This window comes from Shimia fortis (assembly GCF_040225985.1).
GTDB lineage: Bacteria > Pseudomonadota > Alphaproteobacteria > Rhodobacterales > Rhodobacteraceae > Shimia.
In genome coordinates this window covers 187,550-202,819 of the sequence record NZ_JBBPEU010000007.1, presented here as the reverse complement: position 1 = coordinate 202,819, position 15,270 = coordinate 187,550, and the positions used below count along the sequence as shown (strand labels likewise).

General features: G+C 58.2%; 21 protein-coding genes. 14 read left to right on the top strand and 7 right to left on the bottom strand.

Annotated elements, in window-relative coordinates; all coding sequences use genetic code 11:
* The 3 genes from WNE31_RS12590 to WNE31_RS12580 form a co-directional block, all read left to right on the top strand.
* A partial coding sequence (locus WNE31_RS12590; RefSeq protein WP_349980149.1) for an EF-Tu C-terminal domain-related protein occupies nt 1-91 on the top strand: 91 nt, incomplete at its 5' end.
* Between the two features lie 421 nt (nt 92-512).
* Nucleotides 513-1,358: an HTD2 family dehydratase gene (locus WNE31_RS12585; protein WP_349980143.1), complete on the top strand. Its 846-nt coding sequence runs from the start codon at nt 513-515 to the stop codon at nt 1,356-1,358.
* Nucleotides 1,355-2,590, top strand: coding sequence for a CoA transferase (locus WNE31_RS12580; protein WP_349980142.1), 1,236 nt, complete (start codon nt 1,355-1,357; stop codon nt 2,588-2,590). Before WNE31_RS12585 ends, WNE31_RS12580 begins: the two co-directional genes overlap by 4 nt.
* Here the strand turns inward: WNE31_RS12580 and WNE31_RS12575 are convergent, their stop codons facing one another.
* Complete coding sequence (locus WNE31_RS12575; RefSeq protein ID WP_349980141.1) at nt 2,591-3,364, bottom strand: lysophospholipid acyltransferase family protein; 774 nt, start codon at nt 3,362-3,364, stop codon at nt 2,591-2,593.
* A gap of 416 nt (nt 3,365-3,780) precedes the next feature.
* On the opposite strand from WNE31_RS12575, the gene rpsJ reads away from it, so the two are divergent.
* From rpsJ to rplP, 10 genes are all read left to right on the top strand, one after another.
* Nucleotides 3,781-4,089, top strand: coding sequence for a 30S ribosomal protein S10 (gene rpsJ / locus WNE31_RS12570; RefSeq protein WP_044028221.1), 309 nt, complete (start codon nt 3,781-3,783; stop codon nt 4,087-4,089).
* A gap of 15 nt (nt 4,090-4,104) precedes the next feature.
* Complete coding sequence (rplC, locus tag WNE31_RS12565; protein WP_349980140.1) at nt 4,105-4,830, top strand: 50S ribosomal protein L3; 726 nt, start codon at nt 4,105-4,107, stop codon at nt 4,828-4,830.
* Entirely contained in the window at nt 4,827-5,444 is a 618-nt protein-coding gene (gene rplD / locus WNE31_RS12560) for a 50S ribosomal protein L4 (protein WP_349980139.1), read from the top strand. The genes rplC and rplD overlap by 4 nt, the downstream gene beginning before the upstream one ends.
* A complete protein-coding gene (locus tag WNE31_RS12555; RefSeq protein ID WP_349980138.1) occupies nt 5,441-5,737 on the top strand; it encodes a 50S ribosomal protein L23 in 297 nt (98 codons plus the stop codon). The genes rplD and WNE31_RS12555 overlap by 4 nt, the downstream gene beginning before the upstream one ends.
* Before the next feature lie 275 nt (nt 5,738-6,012).
* A complete protein-coding gene (locus WNE31_RS12550) occupies nt 6,013-7,005 on the top strand; it encodes a fatty acid desaturase (RefSeq protein ID WP_349980137.1) in 993 nt (330 codons plus the stop codon).
* Between the two features lie 299 nt (nt 7,006-7,304).
* Nucleotides 7,305-8,147: a 50S ribosomal protein L2 gene (rplB, locus tag WNE31_RS12545; RefSeq protein ID WP_349980136.1), complete on the top strand. Its 843-nt coding sequence runs from the start codon at nt 7,305-7,307 to the stop codon at nt 8,145-8,147.
* A gap of 3 nt (nt 8,148-8,150) precedes the next feature.
* Complete coding sequence (gene rpsS, locus WNE31_RS12540; RefSeq protein ID WP_349980135.1) at nt 8,151-8,432, top strand: 30S ribosomal protein S19; 282 nt, start codon at nt 8,151-8,153, stop codon at nt 8,430-8,432.
* Between the two features lie 3 nt (nt 8,433-8,435).
* Nucleotides 8,436-8,816, top strand: coding sequence for a 50S ribosomal protein L22 (rplV, locus tag WNE31_RS12535; RefSeq protein WP_349980134.1), 381 nt, complete (start codon nt 8,436-8,438; stop codon nt 8,814-8,816).
* Nucleotides 8,816-9,523 carry a 30S ribosomal protein S3 gene (rpsC, locus tag WNE31_RS12530; protein WP_349980133.1) on the top strand — a complete coding sequence of 236 codons (708 nt, stop codon included), beginning with the start codon at nt 8,816-8,818 and terminating at the stop codon, nt 9,521-9,523. Before rplV ends, rpsC begins: the two co-directional genes overlap by 1 nt.
* 13 nt (nt 9,524-9,536) lie before the next feature.
* Nucleotides 9,537-9,950, top strand: a complete 414-nt coding sequence (gene rplP, locus WNE31_RS12525; protein WP_349980132.1) for a 50S ribosomal protein L16 — start codon at nt 9,537-9,539, stop codon at nt 9,948-9,950.
* 80 nt (nt 9,951-10,030) lie between these two features.
* Here the strand turns inward: rplP and WNE31_RS12520 are convergent, their stop codons facing one another.
* Nucleotides 10,031-10,498: a DM13 domain-containing protein gene (locus WNE31_RS12520; RefSeq protein WP_349980131.1), complete on the bottom strand. Its 468-nt coding sequence runs from the start codon at nt 10,496-10,498 to the stop codon at nt 10,031-10,033.
* A gap of 124 nt (nt 10,499-10,622) precedes the next feature.
* Here WNE31_RS12520 and WNE31_RS12515 point away from each other — a divergent pair, with 124 nt between their 5' ends.
* A complete protein-coding gene (locus tag WNE31_RS12515; RefSeq protein ID WP_349980130.1) occupies nt 10,623-11,243 on the top strand; it encodes a 2OG-Fe(II) oxygenase family protein in 621 nt (206 codons plus the stop codon).
* A gap of 15 nt (nt 11,244-11,258) precedes the next feature.
* Here the strand turns inward: WNE31_RS12515 and WNE31_RS12510 are convergent, their stop codons facing one another.
* The 5 genes from WNE31_RS12510 to WNE31_RS12490 are packed head-to-tail and all read right to left on the bottom strand — an operon-like array spanning nt 11,259 to nt 15,270.
* Nucleotides 11,259-12,353, bottom strand: a complete 1,095-nt coding sequence (locus tag WNE31_RS12510) for a CaiB/BaiF CoA transferase family protein (protein WP_349980129.1) — start codon at nt 12,351-12,353, stop codon at nt 11,259-11,261.
* 23 nt (nt 12,354-12,376) lie between these two features.
* Nucleotides 12,377-13,204 (bottom strand): SDR family NAD(P)-dependent oxidoreductase, encoded by an 828-nt coding sequence (locus WNE31_RS12505; RefSeq protein WP_349980128.1) that lies wholly within the window; start codon nt 13,202-13,204, stop codon nt 12,377-12,379.
* Between the two features lie 4 nt (nt 13,205-13,208).
* Nucleotides 13,209-14,357 carry an acyl-CoA dehydrogenase family protein gene (locus WNE31_RS12500; protein ID WP_349980127.1) on the bottom strand — a complete coding sequence of 383 codons (1,149 nt, stop codon included), beginning with the start codon at nt 14,355-14,357 and terminating at the stop codon, nt 13,209-13,211.
* 17 nt (nt 14,358-14,374) lie between these two features.
* On the bottom strand, nt 14,375-14,791 hold the full coding sequence (locus WNE31_RS12495; protein ID WP_349980126.1) for a MaoC/PaaZ C-terminal domain-containing protein: 417 nt from the start codon (nt 14,789-14,791) through the stop codon (nt 14,375-14,377).
* Nucleotides 14,788-15,270: an FAS1-like dehydratase domain-containing protein gene (locus WNE31_RS12490; protein WP_349980125.1), complete on the bottom strand. Its 483-nt coding sequence runs from the start codon at nt 15,268-15,270 to the stop codon at nt 14,788-14,790. Before WNE31_RS12490 ends, WNE31_RS12495 begins: the two co-directional genes overlap by 4 nt.

Genomic DNA, 15,270 nt, shown 5'->3' with positions numbered 1-15,270 from the left:
GCCGATCGCGATGGAGCAGGGCCTGCGCTTTGCGATCCGCGAAGGCGGCCGCACCGTTGGTTCGGGCGTTGTGTCGAAGATCGTCGAGTAATCGATGATCCCGAGACGCACCCACAAGGATGTGTCGAAGATCGTCGCGTAAGTCGACCTCAGTCGAATGATAGAAAAGGCCGCCTTCGGGCGGCCTTTTTGTTTGGAGGGCCGGTGTGTTTCGCGAGAGAAGCGCCGCGCGTACACTGTCCTGACGCGTTGAACACCTGTGGCGCATGTCCATGATTTCTGTGTCATCCGGTCGCAGGCTGCAATTGCGGCGAAGGTTCTGCAGGCGCGAAGGTTGCGCGGAAAAACCCAAGAGTCTCAATTTGATCGGAGGAACGGTATGCCGCGGTGTGCCCGCTTGGTATGCAGCGGTATTCATTTAACCATTTATTTTTATTGACTTTTTATGTTCGTATTCTGCTTTTTGAAGGGGATTTTGGACCATTCAAGAAAGCAAGCGAGGGAGGAAAATAATGGATCAGCTGAACCTGATTGCATGGCAGGGCCGTACCGAAAATGGCGTTGGTGGTGTCTCTGAACAACGGGCTGCACAAATTCACGCGACTCTCGGGAACCCCACTGAACGTGCTCCGCGCAAGGGCGAGTTTCTTCCGCCGCTTTGGCATTGGATGGCCTTTCCGCCTGTCGCCCCGATGGAAGAACTGGGCGCGGACGGCCACCCGATGCTTGGAGACTTCTTGCCGCCCGTAAACCTCAAGCGCCGGATGTGGGCTGGGGGCAGCCTGCGGTTCCGCGCTCCGATCCGGGTGGGAGACACGCTTCAGAAAACCTCGATCGTGCGTGAAATCGTCGAGAAGGAGCTGGCCTCGGGACCGATGGTTCTGGTGACGATTGATCACCAGATCTACAGCCCCGCTGGCCTCGCGATCGAGGAACGCCAGGACATCGCTTACCTACAGATTCCCGACAGCTATCAGCCCCCCAAGAAGCGCCCTCTGCCGATCGCACCTGTGTTCTGGCACGCGATGGCGATGCCTCCGACGCTGTTGTTCCGATACTCGGCATTGACGTTCAACGCACACCGGATCCACTATGATACCGACTATACCCGCGAGACTGAACACTACCCTGGCCTGGTTGTTCATGGCCCGCTACAGGCGACACTGCTGATGCAGGCAGCCTGTGCCCACAAGGGTCGCGTTCCGGATGATTTCCACTTCCGCGGTGTGCACCCCATGTTCGCCCAGACTGACCTCGAGATTGTGGCGACCGAAGAGGATGGGGCGCTGGCATTGTTCACTGGCCAGGACGGCTATCAGGGCATGCAAGCCACGGCCATCTGGGAGGATACGCAATGAGTATTCTGAAAGGTATGCGTGTGGTCGAAGGGTCCGCCTTTGTGGCGGTGCCCCTCGCGGGAATGACACTTGCCCAGATGGGCGCGGAAGTGATCCGCTTTGACAGGATCGGCGGTGGGCTGGATTCCGGCCGCTTGCCGCTTGCCCCGTCAGGTCAGAGCTTGTTCTGGGCGGGCTTGAACAAGGGCAAGAAATCTATCGCGGTGGATATGAAATCCCCCGAAGGGCGCGAGTTGATCACCCGTATCGTGACCGCGCCGGGCGACGATGCCGGCTTATTTCTGACCAACCTGCGTGTGCGAGGCTGGATGGATTATGAATCCCTGTCGAAACTGCGCGAAGACCTGATTATGGTCACCCTCACCGGAGACAGGCACGGGCGCCCGCAGGTGGATTATACCGTCAACCCGGCACTGGGAATCCCGGATATCACGGGGCCCGAAGGGTATCCCGATCCGGTGGCCAATGCTCTGCCGGCATGGGACCTGATTGCCGGAAACCTTGTGGTGTCTTCCTTGCTTGCCGCAGAACGTCACCGTTTGCGTCATGGGGCGGGGCAGGATGTGGAGCTGTCCCTCAAAGACGTGGCGGCGGCCACGTTGGGACATCTGGGCATGATCGGAGATGCCGTTGTAAACGAAGCAGCGCGCGGCAAATCGGGGAATGCCCTGTATGGCGCCTATGGGCAGGATTTTGTCTGCGCAGACGGGCAACGCGTTATGGTCATCGGCCTGACAGATCGCCAGTGGCGTGGCCTTGTTGCTGCTACGGGCATTGCCGAAGAGATCTCTGGCCTTGAACGCCGGAGTGGCAGATCCCTGCGGGATGAGGGGACCCGCTGGGATCTGCGCCACGACATCACCGCCATCCTAGAACCGTGGTTCGCAGCACGGCGCGTAGCGGAGTTTGCCGAAGATTTCGACCGGCAGGGGCTGACATGGTCTTTGTTCCGGACCATCAAGGAGGCGGTTGTAGAAGACCCTGACCTGTCGCCAGAGAACCCTATGTTCAAAATGATGGATCAACCGGGGCTGGGGCGTTTTCCGGTACCGAGCCTGCCGACAAGTTTTTCCGAAATGCTGCGCGATGACCCGGTGCCGGCGCCCGCCTTGGGCGAGCACACCGAGGAAATCCTCGCCGAAGTGGCGGGGCTCGATTTCACGGAAATTGCGGGGCTGTTCGATCGCGGTGTCGTAGCGAGTATGACAACGCCTCAGGGAAAGGCCGCCTGATCAGGCTTTGTCGAAGGCCGCAATCATCGCATTGCGCAGGCGTTCGACATCCTCGTCTACGGACACTTCGGGGTCACAGTGAAATGATGTCAGAACCTCGACACGGATTGTGCCGCTGAGGGGTAAAAATCGGCCCCTTGGCAACAAACGATCTGAGTCGTGGATCACGATGGGGCGGATGCTGCGCCCGGTTTCCCGCGCAACGAGCACCGCGCCAGCCTTGAAAGGGCCGAGAGACTCAGTCTTGGTGCGTGTACCTTCCGGGAAAAGGACCACAGATCGACGCGCGGGCATGTCCCCGACCGAGGCGCTTAGGGTTTCCATAGCAACTTTGCCGCTCTTGCGGTCGATTTCGACCAGACCCGCGCCCAGAAATCCGGTGCGCAGAAGTTTGGCGTCAAACAGCTCCTTCTTGGCTGCGAAGGTGAACCACTTTTCGTCGGGGATGGTGTCCATCAAGGTAAAACCGTCAAGGTGACTGCGGTGGTTGATGACGATGATACTGTTGGTATCCTGCGCGAGCATGTCTTTTTCGGCGTCGGTCATGTCTGCCTTGATCGACAAAAGCCAGAGCAGTCTCGAACAGGATCGTTTGACCGTACGCCAGTACCAGCCACGAAACCCCTTGCGGCGGGCGCAGAGGGCAGGGGCGAATGAGATCAGAAGGAAGTAGATCGGCCCTAGGATCACCAAAACGATCCGCTTGGGCAGACGGACGATCCAGGGGTCGATTGGGGTTGGCGCCTGTGGTGGGGGCCCAGAGGTATTTTCCATTTTAGCTTGTCGTTCATTTTGGCCCGAGGATGGGCGTGGGGCCATGAAAAGGCCACCCGAAAGAAACGGGCCCCTCGTCACGACTTGCGCTATCAGCCTTGGAGAACCCGTGGCCTTCGAGGCATGTACGGGCAGTTCATGTTCGATTACAATTGGAAAAGGTGCCGCAAGGGCAATCGGATTTGAGGGTCGGGCAGTCATGCACGCTGTGTGGCAGTCACCCATAAGCGGGGGGAACCGCCTGCAAACCTGTTTTGACCGATTTACCCCTTGCCACACCGAATTTGGCCCGATATATCGCGCGAGTTCTTGAAAAGAACGTGAAGGCGGGGTGATTCCCGCCTTTTGGGTTCGATGAGGGTTTGCGACGAGCGTGGGTCCTCCTCTCAACTCCAACGCCAAAAAAGGCTAATGTAATGCAAAGCCAAAACATTCGCATTCGGCTGAAGGCTTTTGATTACCGTGTACTGGATGCCAGCACTCAGGAAATCGTGAACACTGCAAAGCGCACCGGCGCGCAGGTTCGTGGCCCGATCCCGCTTCCCAACAAAATTGAGAAGTTCACCGTTCTGCGTGGTCCCCACGTTGACAAAAAATCGCGCGATCAGTTCGAGATCCGTACGCACAAGCGTCTGCTCGACATCGTAGATCCGACCCCCCAGACCGTTGACGCGCTGATGAAGCTCGACCTGGCGGCTGGCGTTGACGTCCAGATCTCGGTCTAAGGAGGGTATAGAAGTATGCGCTCTGGTATTATCGCGAAAAAAGTGGGCATGACCCGCTTGTTCATGGAAGACGGGAAGCAGATCCCTGTGACCGTTCTTCAATTGGATAACCTGCAGGTTGTTGCACAGCGCACCGTCGAAACCGACGGCTATACCGCTGTTCAGCTCGGCGCCGGTTCGGCAAAGGCAAAACGCACCTCGCAAGCTATGCGCGGTCACTTTGCAAAAGCCAACGTTGCGCCCAAGCGTAAAGTTGCAGAATTCCGCGTCTCGGAAGATGCCCTGATTGAAGTCGGCGCCGAAATCTCGGCCGAGCACTTCCTTGAAGGTCAGAAAGTTGACGTTGCAGGCACCTCGATTGGTAAAGGCTTTGCCGGTGCCATGAAACGCCACAATTTCGGCGGTCTGCGTGCCTCGCACGGTGTGTCGATCTCGCACCGTTCGCACGGTTCGACCGGTCAGTGTCAGGATCCCGGCAAAGTCTTCAAAGGCAAGAAGATGGCGGGTCACATGGGTGCCGTGCGCGTCACCACCCAAAACCTGGAAGTTGTGAAAACTGACGCCGAACGCGGACTGGTTTTCATCAAAGGTGCCGTCCCTGGCCCGAAATCCGGTTGGGTGACTGTCAAGGACGCCGTGAAGAAGAAAGCCCCCGAAGGTCTGCCGTTCCCGGCTGGTCTGAAAGTGGCAGCAACCGAAGCACCGGCGGAAGAAGCCCCCGCGGAAGGTGGTGAAGCATGAAACTTGACGTGATCAAACTCGACGGCGGCAAAGCTGGCGACATCGAACTGTCGGAAGACCTGTTCGGCCTCGAGCCCCGCGCGGACATCCTGCACCGTGTAGTGCGCTGGCAGCGTAACAACGCCCAGGCCGGCACTCACAAGGTCAAGACCCGTTCGGAAACCTCGTACTCGACCAAGAAGATCTATCGCCAAAAAGGCACCGGTGGCGCACGTCATGGTGACCGTAACGCGCCGATCTTCCGTAAAGGTGGTATCTACAAGGGTCCGACCCCGCGTTCGCACGGACACGACCTGCCGAAGAAATTCCGCAAGCTGGGTCTGAAGCATGCTCTGTCGGCGAAAGCCAAAGCAGGTGAGCTGGTTGTGATCGAAGACGCTGCGACCGAAGGCAAGACTGCCGCTCTGGCCAAACAGGTAAAGAACCTTGGTTGGAAACGCGCTCTGGTCATCGATGGCGCATCGGTCAACGAAGGCTTCCTGAAAGCATCGCGCAACATCGAAGGTCTGGATATCCTGCCGACGATGGGTGCAAACGTTTATGATATCCTCAAGCGTGACACCCTGGTGATCACCAAAGCAGGTATCGAAGCTCTGGAGGCTCGTTTGAAATGACCGCTAAGGCAGAACATTACGACGTGATCCGCAAGCCGATCATCACCGAGAAATCGACCATGGCGTCCGAAAACGGCGCGGTTGTTTTTGAAGTGGCAATCGACAGCAACAAACCCCAGATCAAAGAGGCCGTCGAGGCTCTGTTTGGTGTGAAGGTTAAAGCGGTGAACACCACCATCACCAAGGGTAAGGTCAAGCGCTTCCGCGGCCAGCTGGGCAAGCGGAAAGACGTGAAAAAGGCTTACGTAACCTTGGAAGAAGGCAACACGATCGACGTGACCACCGGTCTGTAATCGAGTTGTGCCGGGCGAGTGTCCGGCCTGTGGAAAAGAAAGAGCCCCTCGCCAGTGATGGCGGGGGGCTTTTTCGTGTGGGGCAGGGGCAGCACGGCAAAGACGTGCAGGTTTTCGACGGCCCTGTGTCACATCGCCCTTCGGCACATATTTTTCGTCTTTGGTCCGTCGGTTCCATTCCCGTGGGGCTGTTCTTCGTATATTCGGTCATTTGAATAAACGGATGCAGGTTAATGTTCGATCAAGCTAACTCTTCTGGGCTTAGGCCGGAAACCATGGACCCCAGAGAATGGGTTAAAGTGCTCGCAAAGTATCGGGAACCAAATTCCCTGCGCAGCGCCTTTGAATTCGCGGTCACGATTGGGCCTTTTATCGGCCTCTGGGCGCTGGCTTGGGGGTCGCTCTCCGTCAGCTATTGGCTGGCCTTCGCGCTCTCTTTGGTGAACGCGGCCTTCCTGCTACGGCTGTTCACGATCCAGCATGACCTCGGCCATGGGTCTTTCCTCACCAACCGCACGCTCAGCGACTGGCTGGGCCGCTTTCTGGGCGTGTTGACCCTCACCCCCTATGATGTCTGGAAACAGACCCACGCTATCCATCACGGCACCTCTGGCAACCTGTCAAAACGCGGTTATGGCGACATTCACACCGCAACAGTGGCAGAGTATCTCGAGATGAGCCCGCGAGAGCAACTGATGTATCGCCTCTACCGCAACCCGGTGATCCTCTTCGGGTTCGGGCCGGCGTACCTGTTCCTGCTGCAAAATCGCGTCCCCTATGGCCTGACGGACCGGTCACGATACTGGATCAGTGCCATGGGCACCAATGCCGTCCTGCTCGTGGCCTTGGGCGTGATCTACTATTTCGGTGGACTGATGCCGATCCTGCTGATCTTCCTGCCTTCGACGCTGCTGGCGGCGACGGCGGGCATGTGGCTGTTCTATGTTCAACACCAGTTCGAAGGTACCTATTGGAATTCCGACGAAGACTGGCAGGTCCATGAGGCCGCGCTTGAAGGCAGTTCGCATTATGTGCTTCCGCCCGTCCTGCAATGGCTGACTGCCAATATCGGCATTCACCATGTGCACCACCTCTATAGCCGGATTCCCTTCTACCGACTGCCCGAGGTTCTGCGCGATCACAAGATATTGGCGGAAAGCAACCGGATGACCATTCGCGAAAGTTTCAGCAGTTTGGATTTGAACCTCTGGGACGAAGAAAGCCGGCAGTTGCTGTCCTTTGCCGAAGCGCGGGCGCGGTATTGTTGATTGTCAGGCGGGGCTTTGTGGTATTGCGTGCGCGTTCCGTCAAACCGCGCCAACTGAAAGTCTAAATGTAAACGTCGTGACCGTGTTGCCCAAAGAAATATGGGTATTCCTATAGACACTTTCCCGACCCCTTGTTATGAGCACCCATCGCGCTGGCCTCAGATTCGTTCTGGGGCCGGTTCGTTTTGAAATCGGGCACCTTCGGGGGCCTATACCACGGGCCACCTTCGGGGGGCTGAACATAGCGGAGACGTCGGGCGAACCCGGTGCTTCGCATTGCTAAACGGAAGACAGAAAGCATGGCACTCAAGTCGTATAAACCGACGACGCCGGGCCAGCGTGGGCTGGTTCTGATCGACCGTTCGGAGCTTTGGAAAGGGCGTCCGGTCAAATCTCTCACCGAGGGTTTGACCAAGTCGGGCGGTCGGAACAACACCGGACGGATCACCTCGCGTCGTCGCGGCGGTGGCGCAAAACGCCTTTACCGTATTGTTGACTTCAAACGTAATAAATTCGATGTCGCGGCAACCGTCGAACGTATCGAATATGACCCTAACCGGACTGCCTTTATCGCATTGGTAAAGTATGAAGACGGCGAGCAGGCATATATCCTGGCTCCGCAGCGTCTGGCAGTTGGTGACCAGGTCATCGCTTCGGCAAAAGCCGACATCAAGCCGGGCAACTCAATGCCGTTCTCGGGCATGCCGATCGGTACCATCGTGCACAACATCGAACTGAAGCCTGGTAAAGGTGGTCAGATCGCACGCGCCGCAGGGACCTACGCACAGTTTGTGGGTCGTGACGGTGGTTACGCTCAGATCCGCCTGTCGTCGGGCGAACTGCGCATGGTCCGTCAGGAATGCATGGCTACCGTTGGTGCCGTGTCGAACCCAGACAACTCGAACCAGAACTACGGTAAAGCCGGTCGTATGCGCCACAAGGGCAAGCGTCCGTCGGTCCGTGGTGTTGTTATGAACCCGATCGATCACCCGCATGGTGGTGGTGAGGGCCGTACCTCTGGTGGTCGTCACCCGGTTTCGCCCTGGGGCAAACCGACCAAAGGTGCGCGTACCCGCAACAAGAACAAGGCGTCGCAGAAGCTTATTATCCGCTCGCGTCACGCCAAGAAGAAGGGCCGCTAAAACATGGCACGTTCTGTTTGGAAAGGCCCCTTCGTGGATGCTTACGTGCTTAAGAAAGCCGAAGCTGTCCGTGAATCGGGTCGCAACAACGAAGTGATCAAGATCTGGTCGCGTCGCTCCACCATCCTGCCCCAGTTCGTGGGCCTGACCTTTGGCGTTTACAACGGTCAGAAACACGTTCCTGTGCTGGTAACCGAAGATATGATCGGTCAGAAATTCGGTGAATATTCGCCGACCCGTACCTACTACGGGCATGCTGCCGACAAAAAAGCGAAACGGAAGTAAGTCATGGGCAAGGCAAAGAATCCCCGCCGCGTGGCTGAAAACGAAGCAATGGCAAAAGTCCGCATGCTTCGCACCAGCCCGCAGAAACTGAACCTGGTTGCTGGCATGATCCGCGGCAAGAAAGTCGAGAAGGCCCTGACCGACCTGACTTTCTCGAACAAGCGTATCGCTGCAGACGTGAAGAAATGTCTTCAGTCGGCCATCGCCAACGCCGAGAACAACCACAACCTGGACGTCGACGAACTCATCGTCGCCGAGGCCTATGTGGGTAAGAACCTGACCATGAAGCGCGGTCGCCCGCGTGCCCGTGGCCGGTTCGGCAAGATCATCAAGCCGTTCTCGGAACTCACCATCAAGGTGCGTCAAGTTGAGGAGCAAGCCTAATGGGTAACAAAGTAAATCCGATCGGCATGCGTCTTCAGGTCAACCGCACCTGGGACAGCCGCTGGTATGCAGACACCAAAGACTATGGTGATTTGCTGCTCGAGGACCTGAAAATCCGCGAGTTCATCAAGCAAGAGTGCAAGCAGGCCGGTGTGGCCCGTGTGATCATCGAGCGTCCGCACAAGAAGTGCCGCGTCACGATCCACACTGCACGCCCCGGCGTCATCATCGGCAAGAAAGGCGCGGACATCGAAGTCCTGCGCAAGAAAATTGCCGCGATGACTGACTCGGAACTGCACCTCAACATCGTTGAAGTCCGCAAGCCCGAGCTCGACGCCCAACTGGTTGGCGAGTCGATCGCTCAGCAGCTGGAACGCCGCGTATCCTTCCGTCGCGCAATGAAGCGCGCCGTTCAGAACGCCATGCGCATGGGCGCCCTGGGTATCCGGGTGAACGTGGCTGGTCGTCTGGGTGGTGCCGAAATCGCGCGGACCGAATGGTACCGTGAGGGTCGTGTACCTCTTCATACTCTGCGTGCTGACATCGATTACGCACATTCCGAAGCGATGACTCCTTACGGCATCATCGGGATCAAGGTCTGGATCTTTAAAGGCGAGATCATGGAACACGATCCTTCGGCACGTGACCGTAAAGCACAGGAAGTCCAAGATGGCCCAGCACCGCGCGGTGCAGGCGGTCGTCGCTAAAGGAGACTGACACATGCTTCAACCAAAGCGTACAAAATTCCGCAAGATGCACAAAGGCCGGATCAAAGGCCTCGCAAAAGGCGGTTCGGACCTGAACTTCGGGTCGTATGGTCTCAAAGCCACCACACCCGAGCGTGTGACGGCCCGTCAGATCGAAGCCGCACGTCGTGCCATGACCCGTCATATGAAGCGTCAAGGCCGTGTATGGATCCGTATCTTCCCTGACACTCCGGTCACGGCCAAGCCGATCGAAGTTCGTATGGGTAAAGGTAAAGGTTCCGTCGACCGTTGGGTTTGCAAGGTCAAGCCCGGTCGTGTGATGTTCGAAATCGACGGTGTGAATGACGAAGTTGCCCGCGAAGCCTTGCGCCTCGCAGCAATGAAACTGCCGGTGAAAACCCGCGTTGTTGTTCGCGAAGACTGGTAAGATCAGTCCGAGAGCATCTGCTCATCGAAAAGAAAAAAACCCCGTCAGGAAACTGGCGGGGTTTTTCGTGTTCGGTCTCGTCACCGATATTTCGCGGCCGTGATGAACTCGCCAAAGGCTTCGCACCAGATGACAACTGTGGTGTAGGCGTCGATATCCACGCCTGCGGGCACATCGAGGATCACGCCGTTAAAGGTTTTCACGTCGCCGATGCGCATGGATTGCTTCTTGACCGCTTCGAATGAAGCTTCGTCCTCTACGAATTCAGGCACTAGGTAGAGTTTATAGTCCGGCCCCGGAGCCAGGTCACCCATATGGACAATCCGCTCGGGCGAGACGCTGATAGTGCCCTCACCCCAATGCAAAAAGTCGCTTCCCTTCAGGTCTCGGGTGAACGCGGCCGAATAGGTGGCTCCCTGCGCCTCGGCCTCGAGAACTGCATGATCCGGCCCCTGCGGCGCCGTCAGGATCGGGAGCAGATAGACCCCGAGGGCAAATCCGACCGCGAGTGTGAAGGCGTGGGTTCCGAATAGTATAAGCTTGCGCATGTCCTCTCCTCGTTTGATACGACATTATATGGGGAGGATGGACTGAAACCGAGTTGAATTGGTGGTGAGAATTGTGACAACACAGCCTCTCGCGCTCTTGGCGGCCATGCGCTAAACCGCTGGTATGGCCCAGATCGAATCTCTCTTTGTGACCCGCTTTTACCGTGCCCAGCTCTCTGAGTATGGCACCCCCATCGACAATGATGAACTTGTCGCGTCCTGCTATTCCATTGCCGAGGACGATGAAGCCGGACAGGTATGGTGCGAAAAGGAAGGTTACCCAGGGTACACGTCCTATGCCTCCCTGACCGATCTGCCTTGGCGCTTCCCGATCTTTGCCGACATCGTTGCAGCGCTGGACAAACATGTTGCTGCCTTTGCCGAAGACCTTGAGTTTGTACTTGAGGATAAGAAACTGGTACTCGAGGATATCTGGATCAACATTCTGCCGGAAGGCGGCTTGCATACATCCCACCTTCATCCGCACTCGGTGATTTCGGGCACGACCTATGTATCTTTGCCGGACGGTGCAGGTGCGCTCAAGCTTGAAGATCCCCGCTCGGGGCGCATGATGGCGGCGCCTGCGCGCAAGCCGGACGCGCGCCGTGACATGCAGCAGTTCATCTATATGAAACCCGACGTGGGCGAGGTATTCCTGTGGGAAAGCTGGCTGCGCCACGAGGTGCCGATGAACATGGCCGAGGACGAGCGAATTTCGGTCAGCTTCAACTACAAGTGGGAATGAGGCACGCTTCCCCGCTTATGAGCCAGTTTGCTGCGCCTCGAGTTCGGCCATAATTTCCTCGCTGTGTTCCCCACGTCTGCAGGCCGTGTTGAGCGGGGCCAGACGTCCGTCAAACCGTGGGGCAGGGGCAGGTTGTAATATGCCTTCCGGTGCCTGCCAGACATGCCGCGCCTGCATATGCGGCGCATGCATGGCCTCTTCCGGGGTCAGAACGGCGGCGACGCAGGCATCGGTCCCGTCAAACAGATCGGCCCAATGCACCCGGGGTTCGGCCAGGAAAATGTCTTCAAGCCGCGCGGTCAGTTTCGTCCAGAGCTTTGCGTCATGCTGCTTCTGGAACTCGGGATCATCCGAAAGCCCGAGTTTCTCGAGGAAGATCGCGTAAAACTGTGGCTCGAGGCACTGTACACTGACATATCCGCCATCGGCGCAGGTATAGCTTCGGCTCCAATGGGGCCCATCCAAGAGGCTCTGACCCCGATCCATGGACAACATGCCGGTTTGCCGGATGGCCATGAGCAAGGCCATCATATGTGCCGAACCATCGACGATCGCGGCATCCACCACGGTGCCCTTGCCCGTCGCCTGCGCGTTTAGGATACCGGACAAAAGACCCACCACCAGATAAAGCGCGCCCCCGCCGATATCTCCCACCAGCGTTGCGGGCGTGATCGGGGGCGATCCCGGTTCCGAGGCATAGTGCAGCGCGCCCGACGTGGCGATGTAGTTCAGATCATGCCCCGCCGTTTCGGCGCGCGGACCAGTCTGACCCCAACCGGTCATGCGGCCATAGACAAGCGCGGGGTTGTCCGCATGGCAGTCTGCCGGGCCAAGGCCTAGCCGCTCCATCACGCCGGGACGGAACCCTTCGATCAAGGCGTCTGCCGTCGCGATGAGACGTTTCGCCGTCACCATGTCATCTGGGTCTTTGAGATCCAGCGCGATCGACCGTTTGCCACGATCCAGAACGGATCCGTCCGCCGTGACCTGCCCGGATTTGCCCTTGCGATGGATGGTGATGACGTCCGCGCCCAGATCGGCCAGCAACATGGCGGCAAAGGGACCGGGGCCAAGCCCTTCGATTTCAATGACGCGAATACCGCTCAGCATGGGATTGCTCCTTACCCTTCATCTTACCCGAGGTTAAAGCCGCCGCCTACGGTCAGCACCTGCCCCGAGACATAGTTGGATTCGGGGATACACATCAGGTAAACGCCGCCCGCGGCCTCTTCCGGTGTGCCGCCGCGCCCCATCGGGACCATGGCAGCAAAGCCGCCCGCCACCTTGGTGGGGATGCCGATGCCCACCTCGTTGCCATCCACGACGATGGTTTTCTTTTCGTCCGTGGCTTCGGTCAGGCGGGTTTCAATATAGCCGAAGGCCACGCAGTTCACGCAGACCTTCATGCGGCCCCATTCCTTGGCAAGCGATTTGGTCAGGCCGATCACGCCTGCCTTGGCCGAAGAATAATTGGCCTGTCCGACATTACCGCCGGTACCCGCCACGGACGAGATGTTGACCACCTTGCGGAACACTTCGCGGCCCTCTTCTGCCTCTTGCTTGGTCGCGCCTTTGATAAATCCGCTCGCCGCGCGCAGGATCTGGAACGGCGCCTTGACGTGCACATCCATCATTGCATCGAACTGATCGTCGGTCATGTGTCCGATAAGCGAATCCCACGTATAGCCCGCGTTGTTCACAATGATGTCGACGCCGCCAAAGGTCTCGATACCGGTGCCGATAAAACGTTCGGCAAAGCCCTTTTCGGTGACGCTGCCTGGCACGGCGACGGCATGGCCACCTGCCGCCTTGATCTCGTTCACCACGCCGACAGCCGGATCGACCTCTAGATCGTTCACAACGACCGAGGCCCCTTCCGAAGCCAGTTTCAGCGCGACCGCGCGGCCAATGCCGTTGCCTGCGCCGGTGACATAAGCGGTTTTCCCGTCAAGTGTGCCCATATGTTCAATCCTTGTCCAAAGAGCGTGCAATCAGCTCTTTCATGATTTCGTTAGTGCCGCCGTAGATCTTCTGCACGCGCGCGTCGGTGTAGAGTTCCGAGATCAAGTATTCGTTCATGTAGCCATAGCCGCCATGCAGTTGCAGGCATTCGTCAATGATCTCGCATTGCGCCTCGGTGCCCCACCATTTCGCCATCGCGGCTTTTTCCGGGGTCAGCAGGTCCTGATCCAGTTCGGCAAGGCACTGGTCAAGGAAGGCGGCCAAGAGTTCGATCTTTGTCGCAGCCTCGGCCAGCTTGAAACGGCTGTTCTGAAAATCCATGACGCGCTGCCCGAAGGCTTTGCGCTCTTTCACATAGGCCAGCGTGGTGTCCAGCGCGCATTGCGCGGCCCCCAGCGCGGAATAGCCAAGGATCAGGCGTTCCCATGGCAGTTGCTTCATTAATTGGTAGAACCCCTGACCTTCTTCCGTGCCCAGAAGGTTGGTCTGCGGAACGCGCACGTCTTGAAAGGACAACTCCGCCGTATCGTTGCGCTTCATCCCCATCTTGTCGAGCCTGCGACCCACCGAGAACCCTTCAAGACCCTCGGTTTCGATCATGATAAGTGATACACCTTTGGAGCGCGAGGTCGGGTCGGTCTTGGCGACGAGCACGATCAGGTCGGCGCTGCCGCCATTGGTGATGAACGTCTTTGACCCGTTGATCAAGTATTCGTTGCCGTCCTTAATCGCGGTGGTCTTGACGGCCTGAAGATCGGAACCGGTGCCGGGTTCGGTCATTGCAATGGCGGCGACCATTTCGCCGCTGGCAAGTTTGGGCAGCCACTTTTCCTTTTGCTGCTCGGTACCGAAACCCGTGATGTAGTGGGTGGCGATATTGTGCACCGAAAAGCCCCAGCCCGAGTCGCCGATCTTGGCCTGTTCAAGGAACGTGACCGCATCGAAATGGCGCGAAAGACCCAGCCCGCCATATTCCTCGGGGATGGTGGCGCCCAGAATGCCGATCTCGGCGGATTTCTCCCAGAAGGATTTCGGCACAACGCCGTCTTTCTTCCACTGGTCGCGGTTGGGCTGAAACTCGTCCTCAAGAAAGCGGCGGACCGAGTCGCCGAACGCATGATGTTCTTCTTGCATCCACAGATGGGTGGGCATGATGTGTCTCCTTTGGATCAGGCGGCGGAAATCAGGGCCTCGCCGCGCAGTGTTTGGGTGCCGTCATCAATTGTGGCTGTCAGGATGATGCGCAGCATCGGCGTGCCGTCCTTGTCGAACCGTTCGGCCACGCGGCCCTCGCAGGTGACTGTGGCCCCGACAGGGGTGATCGCGGTAAAACGGCTGGACAGGCCGCAGAGGCGGGCCATCCCGGCCCAGTCTGTTGCCACGCGACCCAGTTGCGCCATCGAAAGCATGCCGTGCGCGAACACGTCCTGAAGCCCTGCGCGTTTGGCAAAATCGGTGTCGATGTGGATCGGGTTGTGGTCGCCCGACGCGCCGGCATAAAGCGCCAGTGTGGTGCGCGAAATTGGGCCAAAAGTCACCGTCGGTAGGATGTCGCCGACTTGGGCGGTTTGCGGTGTCACGCTCATGATTGCGCTTCCTTAGGTAGGCGGTGGATCAGGTCGCGTGTGGCAATGGCCAGCGTCCCACGCTCGGGGTGACGCAACTCCATTTCCAGATGCGCAATTTCCAGCGCACCGCCCTTGGCGTCCGAAAATCCCTTGACGCGGCTGATTACCTTGACGGTCTCACCGGCATAGATGGGGCCGTGATACTCATACGTCTCTGTGCCGTGCAGAAGATAGCGCATGTCGGCGCCGATCAGGCTTAGCAGATCCACTTGCCCTTTGCGGGTGCCTTCCTTGGCGGCGGCCATGTCGAGCACAACGGGATAGGTTGCCGGGGCCATGATATCGGGGTGGCCCGCAGCGCGCGCGGCGTCCACGTCGAAATGGATCGGGTTTGCTTCGCCAATGGTTTCGGAAAAGAAAGCGACTGCGCCGCGTTCCACCAAAACCGCGATAGGTGGGGTTTCATGCCCCGCGCTGCTGCGGTTGAAAATCCCCAT

Bases quoted from the DNA above. Each gene is read 5' to 3' on its own strand.
- WNE31_RS12585 (WP_349980143.1), top strand. From the start codon at position 513: ATGGATCAGCTGAACCTGATTGCATGGCAGGGCCGTACCGAAAATGGC.
- WNE31_RS12580 (WP_349980142.1), top strand. From the start codon at position 1,355: ATGAGTATTCTGAAAGGTATGCGTGTGGTCGAAGGGTCCGCCTTTGTG.
- WNE31_RS12575 (WP_349980141.1), bottom strand. From the start codon at position 3,364: ATGGAAAATACCTCTGGGCCCCCACCACAGGCGCCAACCCCAATCGAC.
- rpsJ (WP_044028221.1), top strand. From the start codon at position 3,781: ATGCAAAGCCAAAACATTCGCATTCGGCTGAAGGCTTTTGATTACCGT.
- rplC (WP_349980140.1), top strand. From the start codon at position 4,105: ATGCGCTCTGGTATTATCGCGAAAAAAGTGGGCATGACCCGCTTGTTC.
- rplD (WP_349980139.1), top strand. From the start codon at position 4,827: ATGAAACTTGACGTGATCAAACTCGACGGCGGCAAAGCTGGCGACATC.
- WNE31_RS12555 (WP_349980138.1), top strand. From the start codon at position 5,441: ATGACCGCTAAGGCAGAACATTACGACGTGATCCGCAAGCCGATCATC.
- WNE31_RS12550 (WP_349980137.1), top strand. From the start codon at position 6,013: ATGGACCCCAGAGAATGGGTTAAAGTGCTCGCAAAGTATCGGGAACCA.
- rplB (WP_349980136.1), top strand. From the start codon at position 7,305: ATGGCACTCAAGTCGTATAAACCGACGACGCCGGGCCAGCGTGGGCTG.
- rpsS (WP_349980135.1), top strand. From the start codon at position 8,151: ATGGCACGTTCTGTTTGGAAAGGCCCCTTCGTGGATGCTTACGTGCTT.
- rplV (WP_349980134.1), top strand. From the start codon at position 8,436: ATGGGCAAGGCAAAGAATCCCCGCCGCGTGGCTGAAAACGAAGCAATG.
- rpsC (WP_349980133.1), top strand. From the start codon at position 8,816: ATGGGTAACAAAGTAAATCCGATCGGCATGCGTCTTCAGGTCAACCGC.
- rplP (WP_349980132.1), top strand. From the start codon at position 9,537: ATGCTTCAACCAAAGCGTACAAAATTCCGCAAGATGCACAAAGGCCGG.
- WNE31_RS12520 (WP_349980131.1), bottom strand. From the start codon at position 10,498: ATGCGCAAGCTTATACTATTCGGAACCCACGCCTTCACACTCGCGGTC.
- WNE31_RS12515 (WP_349980130.1), top strand. From the start codon at position 10,623: ATGGCCCAGATCGAATCTCTCTTTGTGACCCGCTTTTACCGTGCCCAG.
- WNE31_RS12510 (WP_349980129.1), bottom strand. From the start codon at position 12,353: ATGCTGAGCGGTATTCGCGTCATTGAAATCGAAGGGCTTGGCCCCGGT.
- WNE31_RS12505 (WP_349980128.1), bottom strand. From the start codon at position 13,204: ATGGGCACACTTGACGGGAAAACCGCTTATGTCACCGGCGCAGGCAAC.
- WNE31_RS12500 (WP_349980127.1), bottom strand. From the start codon at position 14,357: ATGCCCACCCATCTGTGGATGCAAGAAGAACATCATGCGTTCGGCGAC.
- WNE31_RS12495 (WP_349980126.1), bottom strand. From the start codon at position 14,791: ATGAGCGTGACACCGCAAACCGCCCAAGTCGGCGACATCCTACCGACG.
- WNE31_RS12490 (WP_349980125.1), bottom strand. From the start codon at position 15,270: ATGGGGATTTTCAACCGCAGCAGCGCGGGGCATGAAACCCCACCTATC.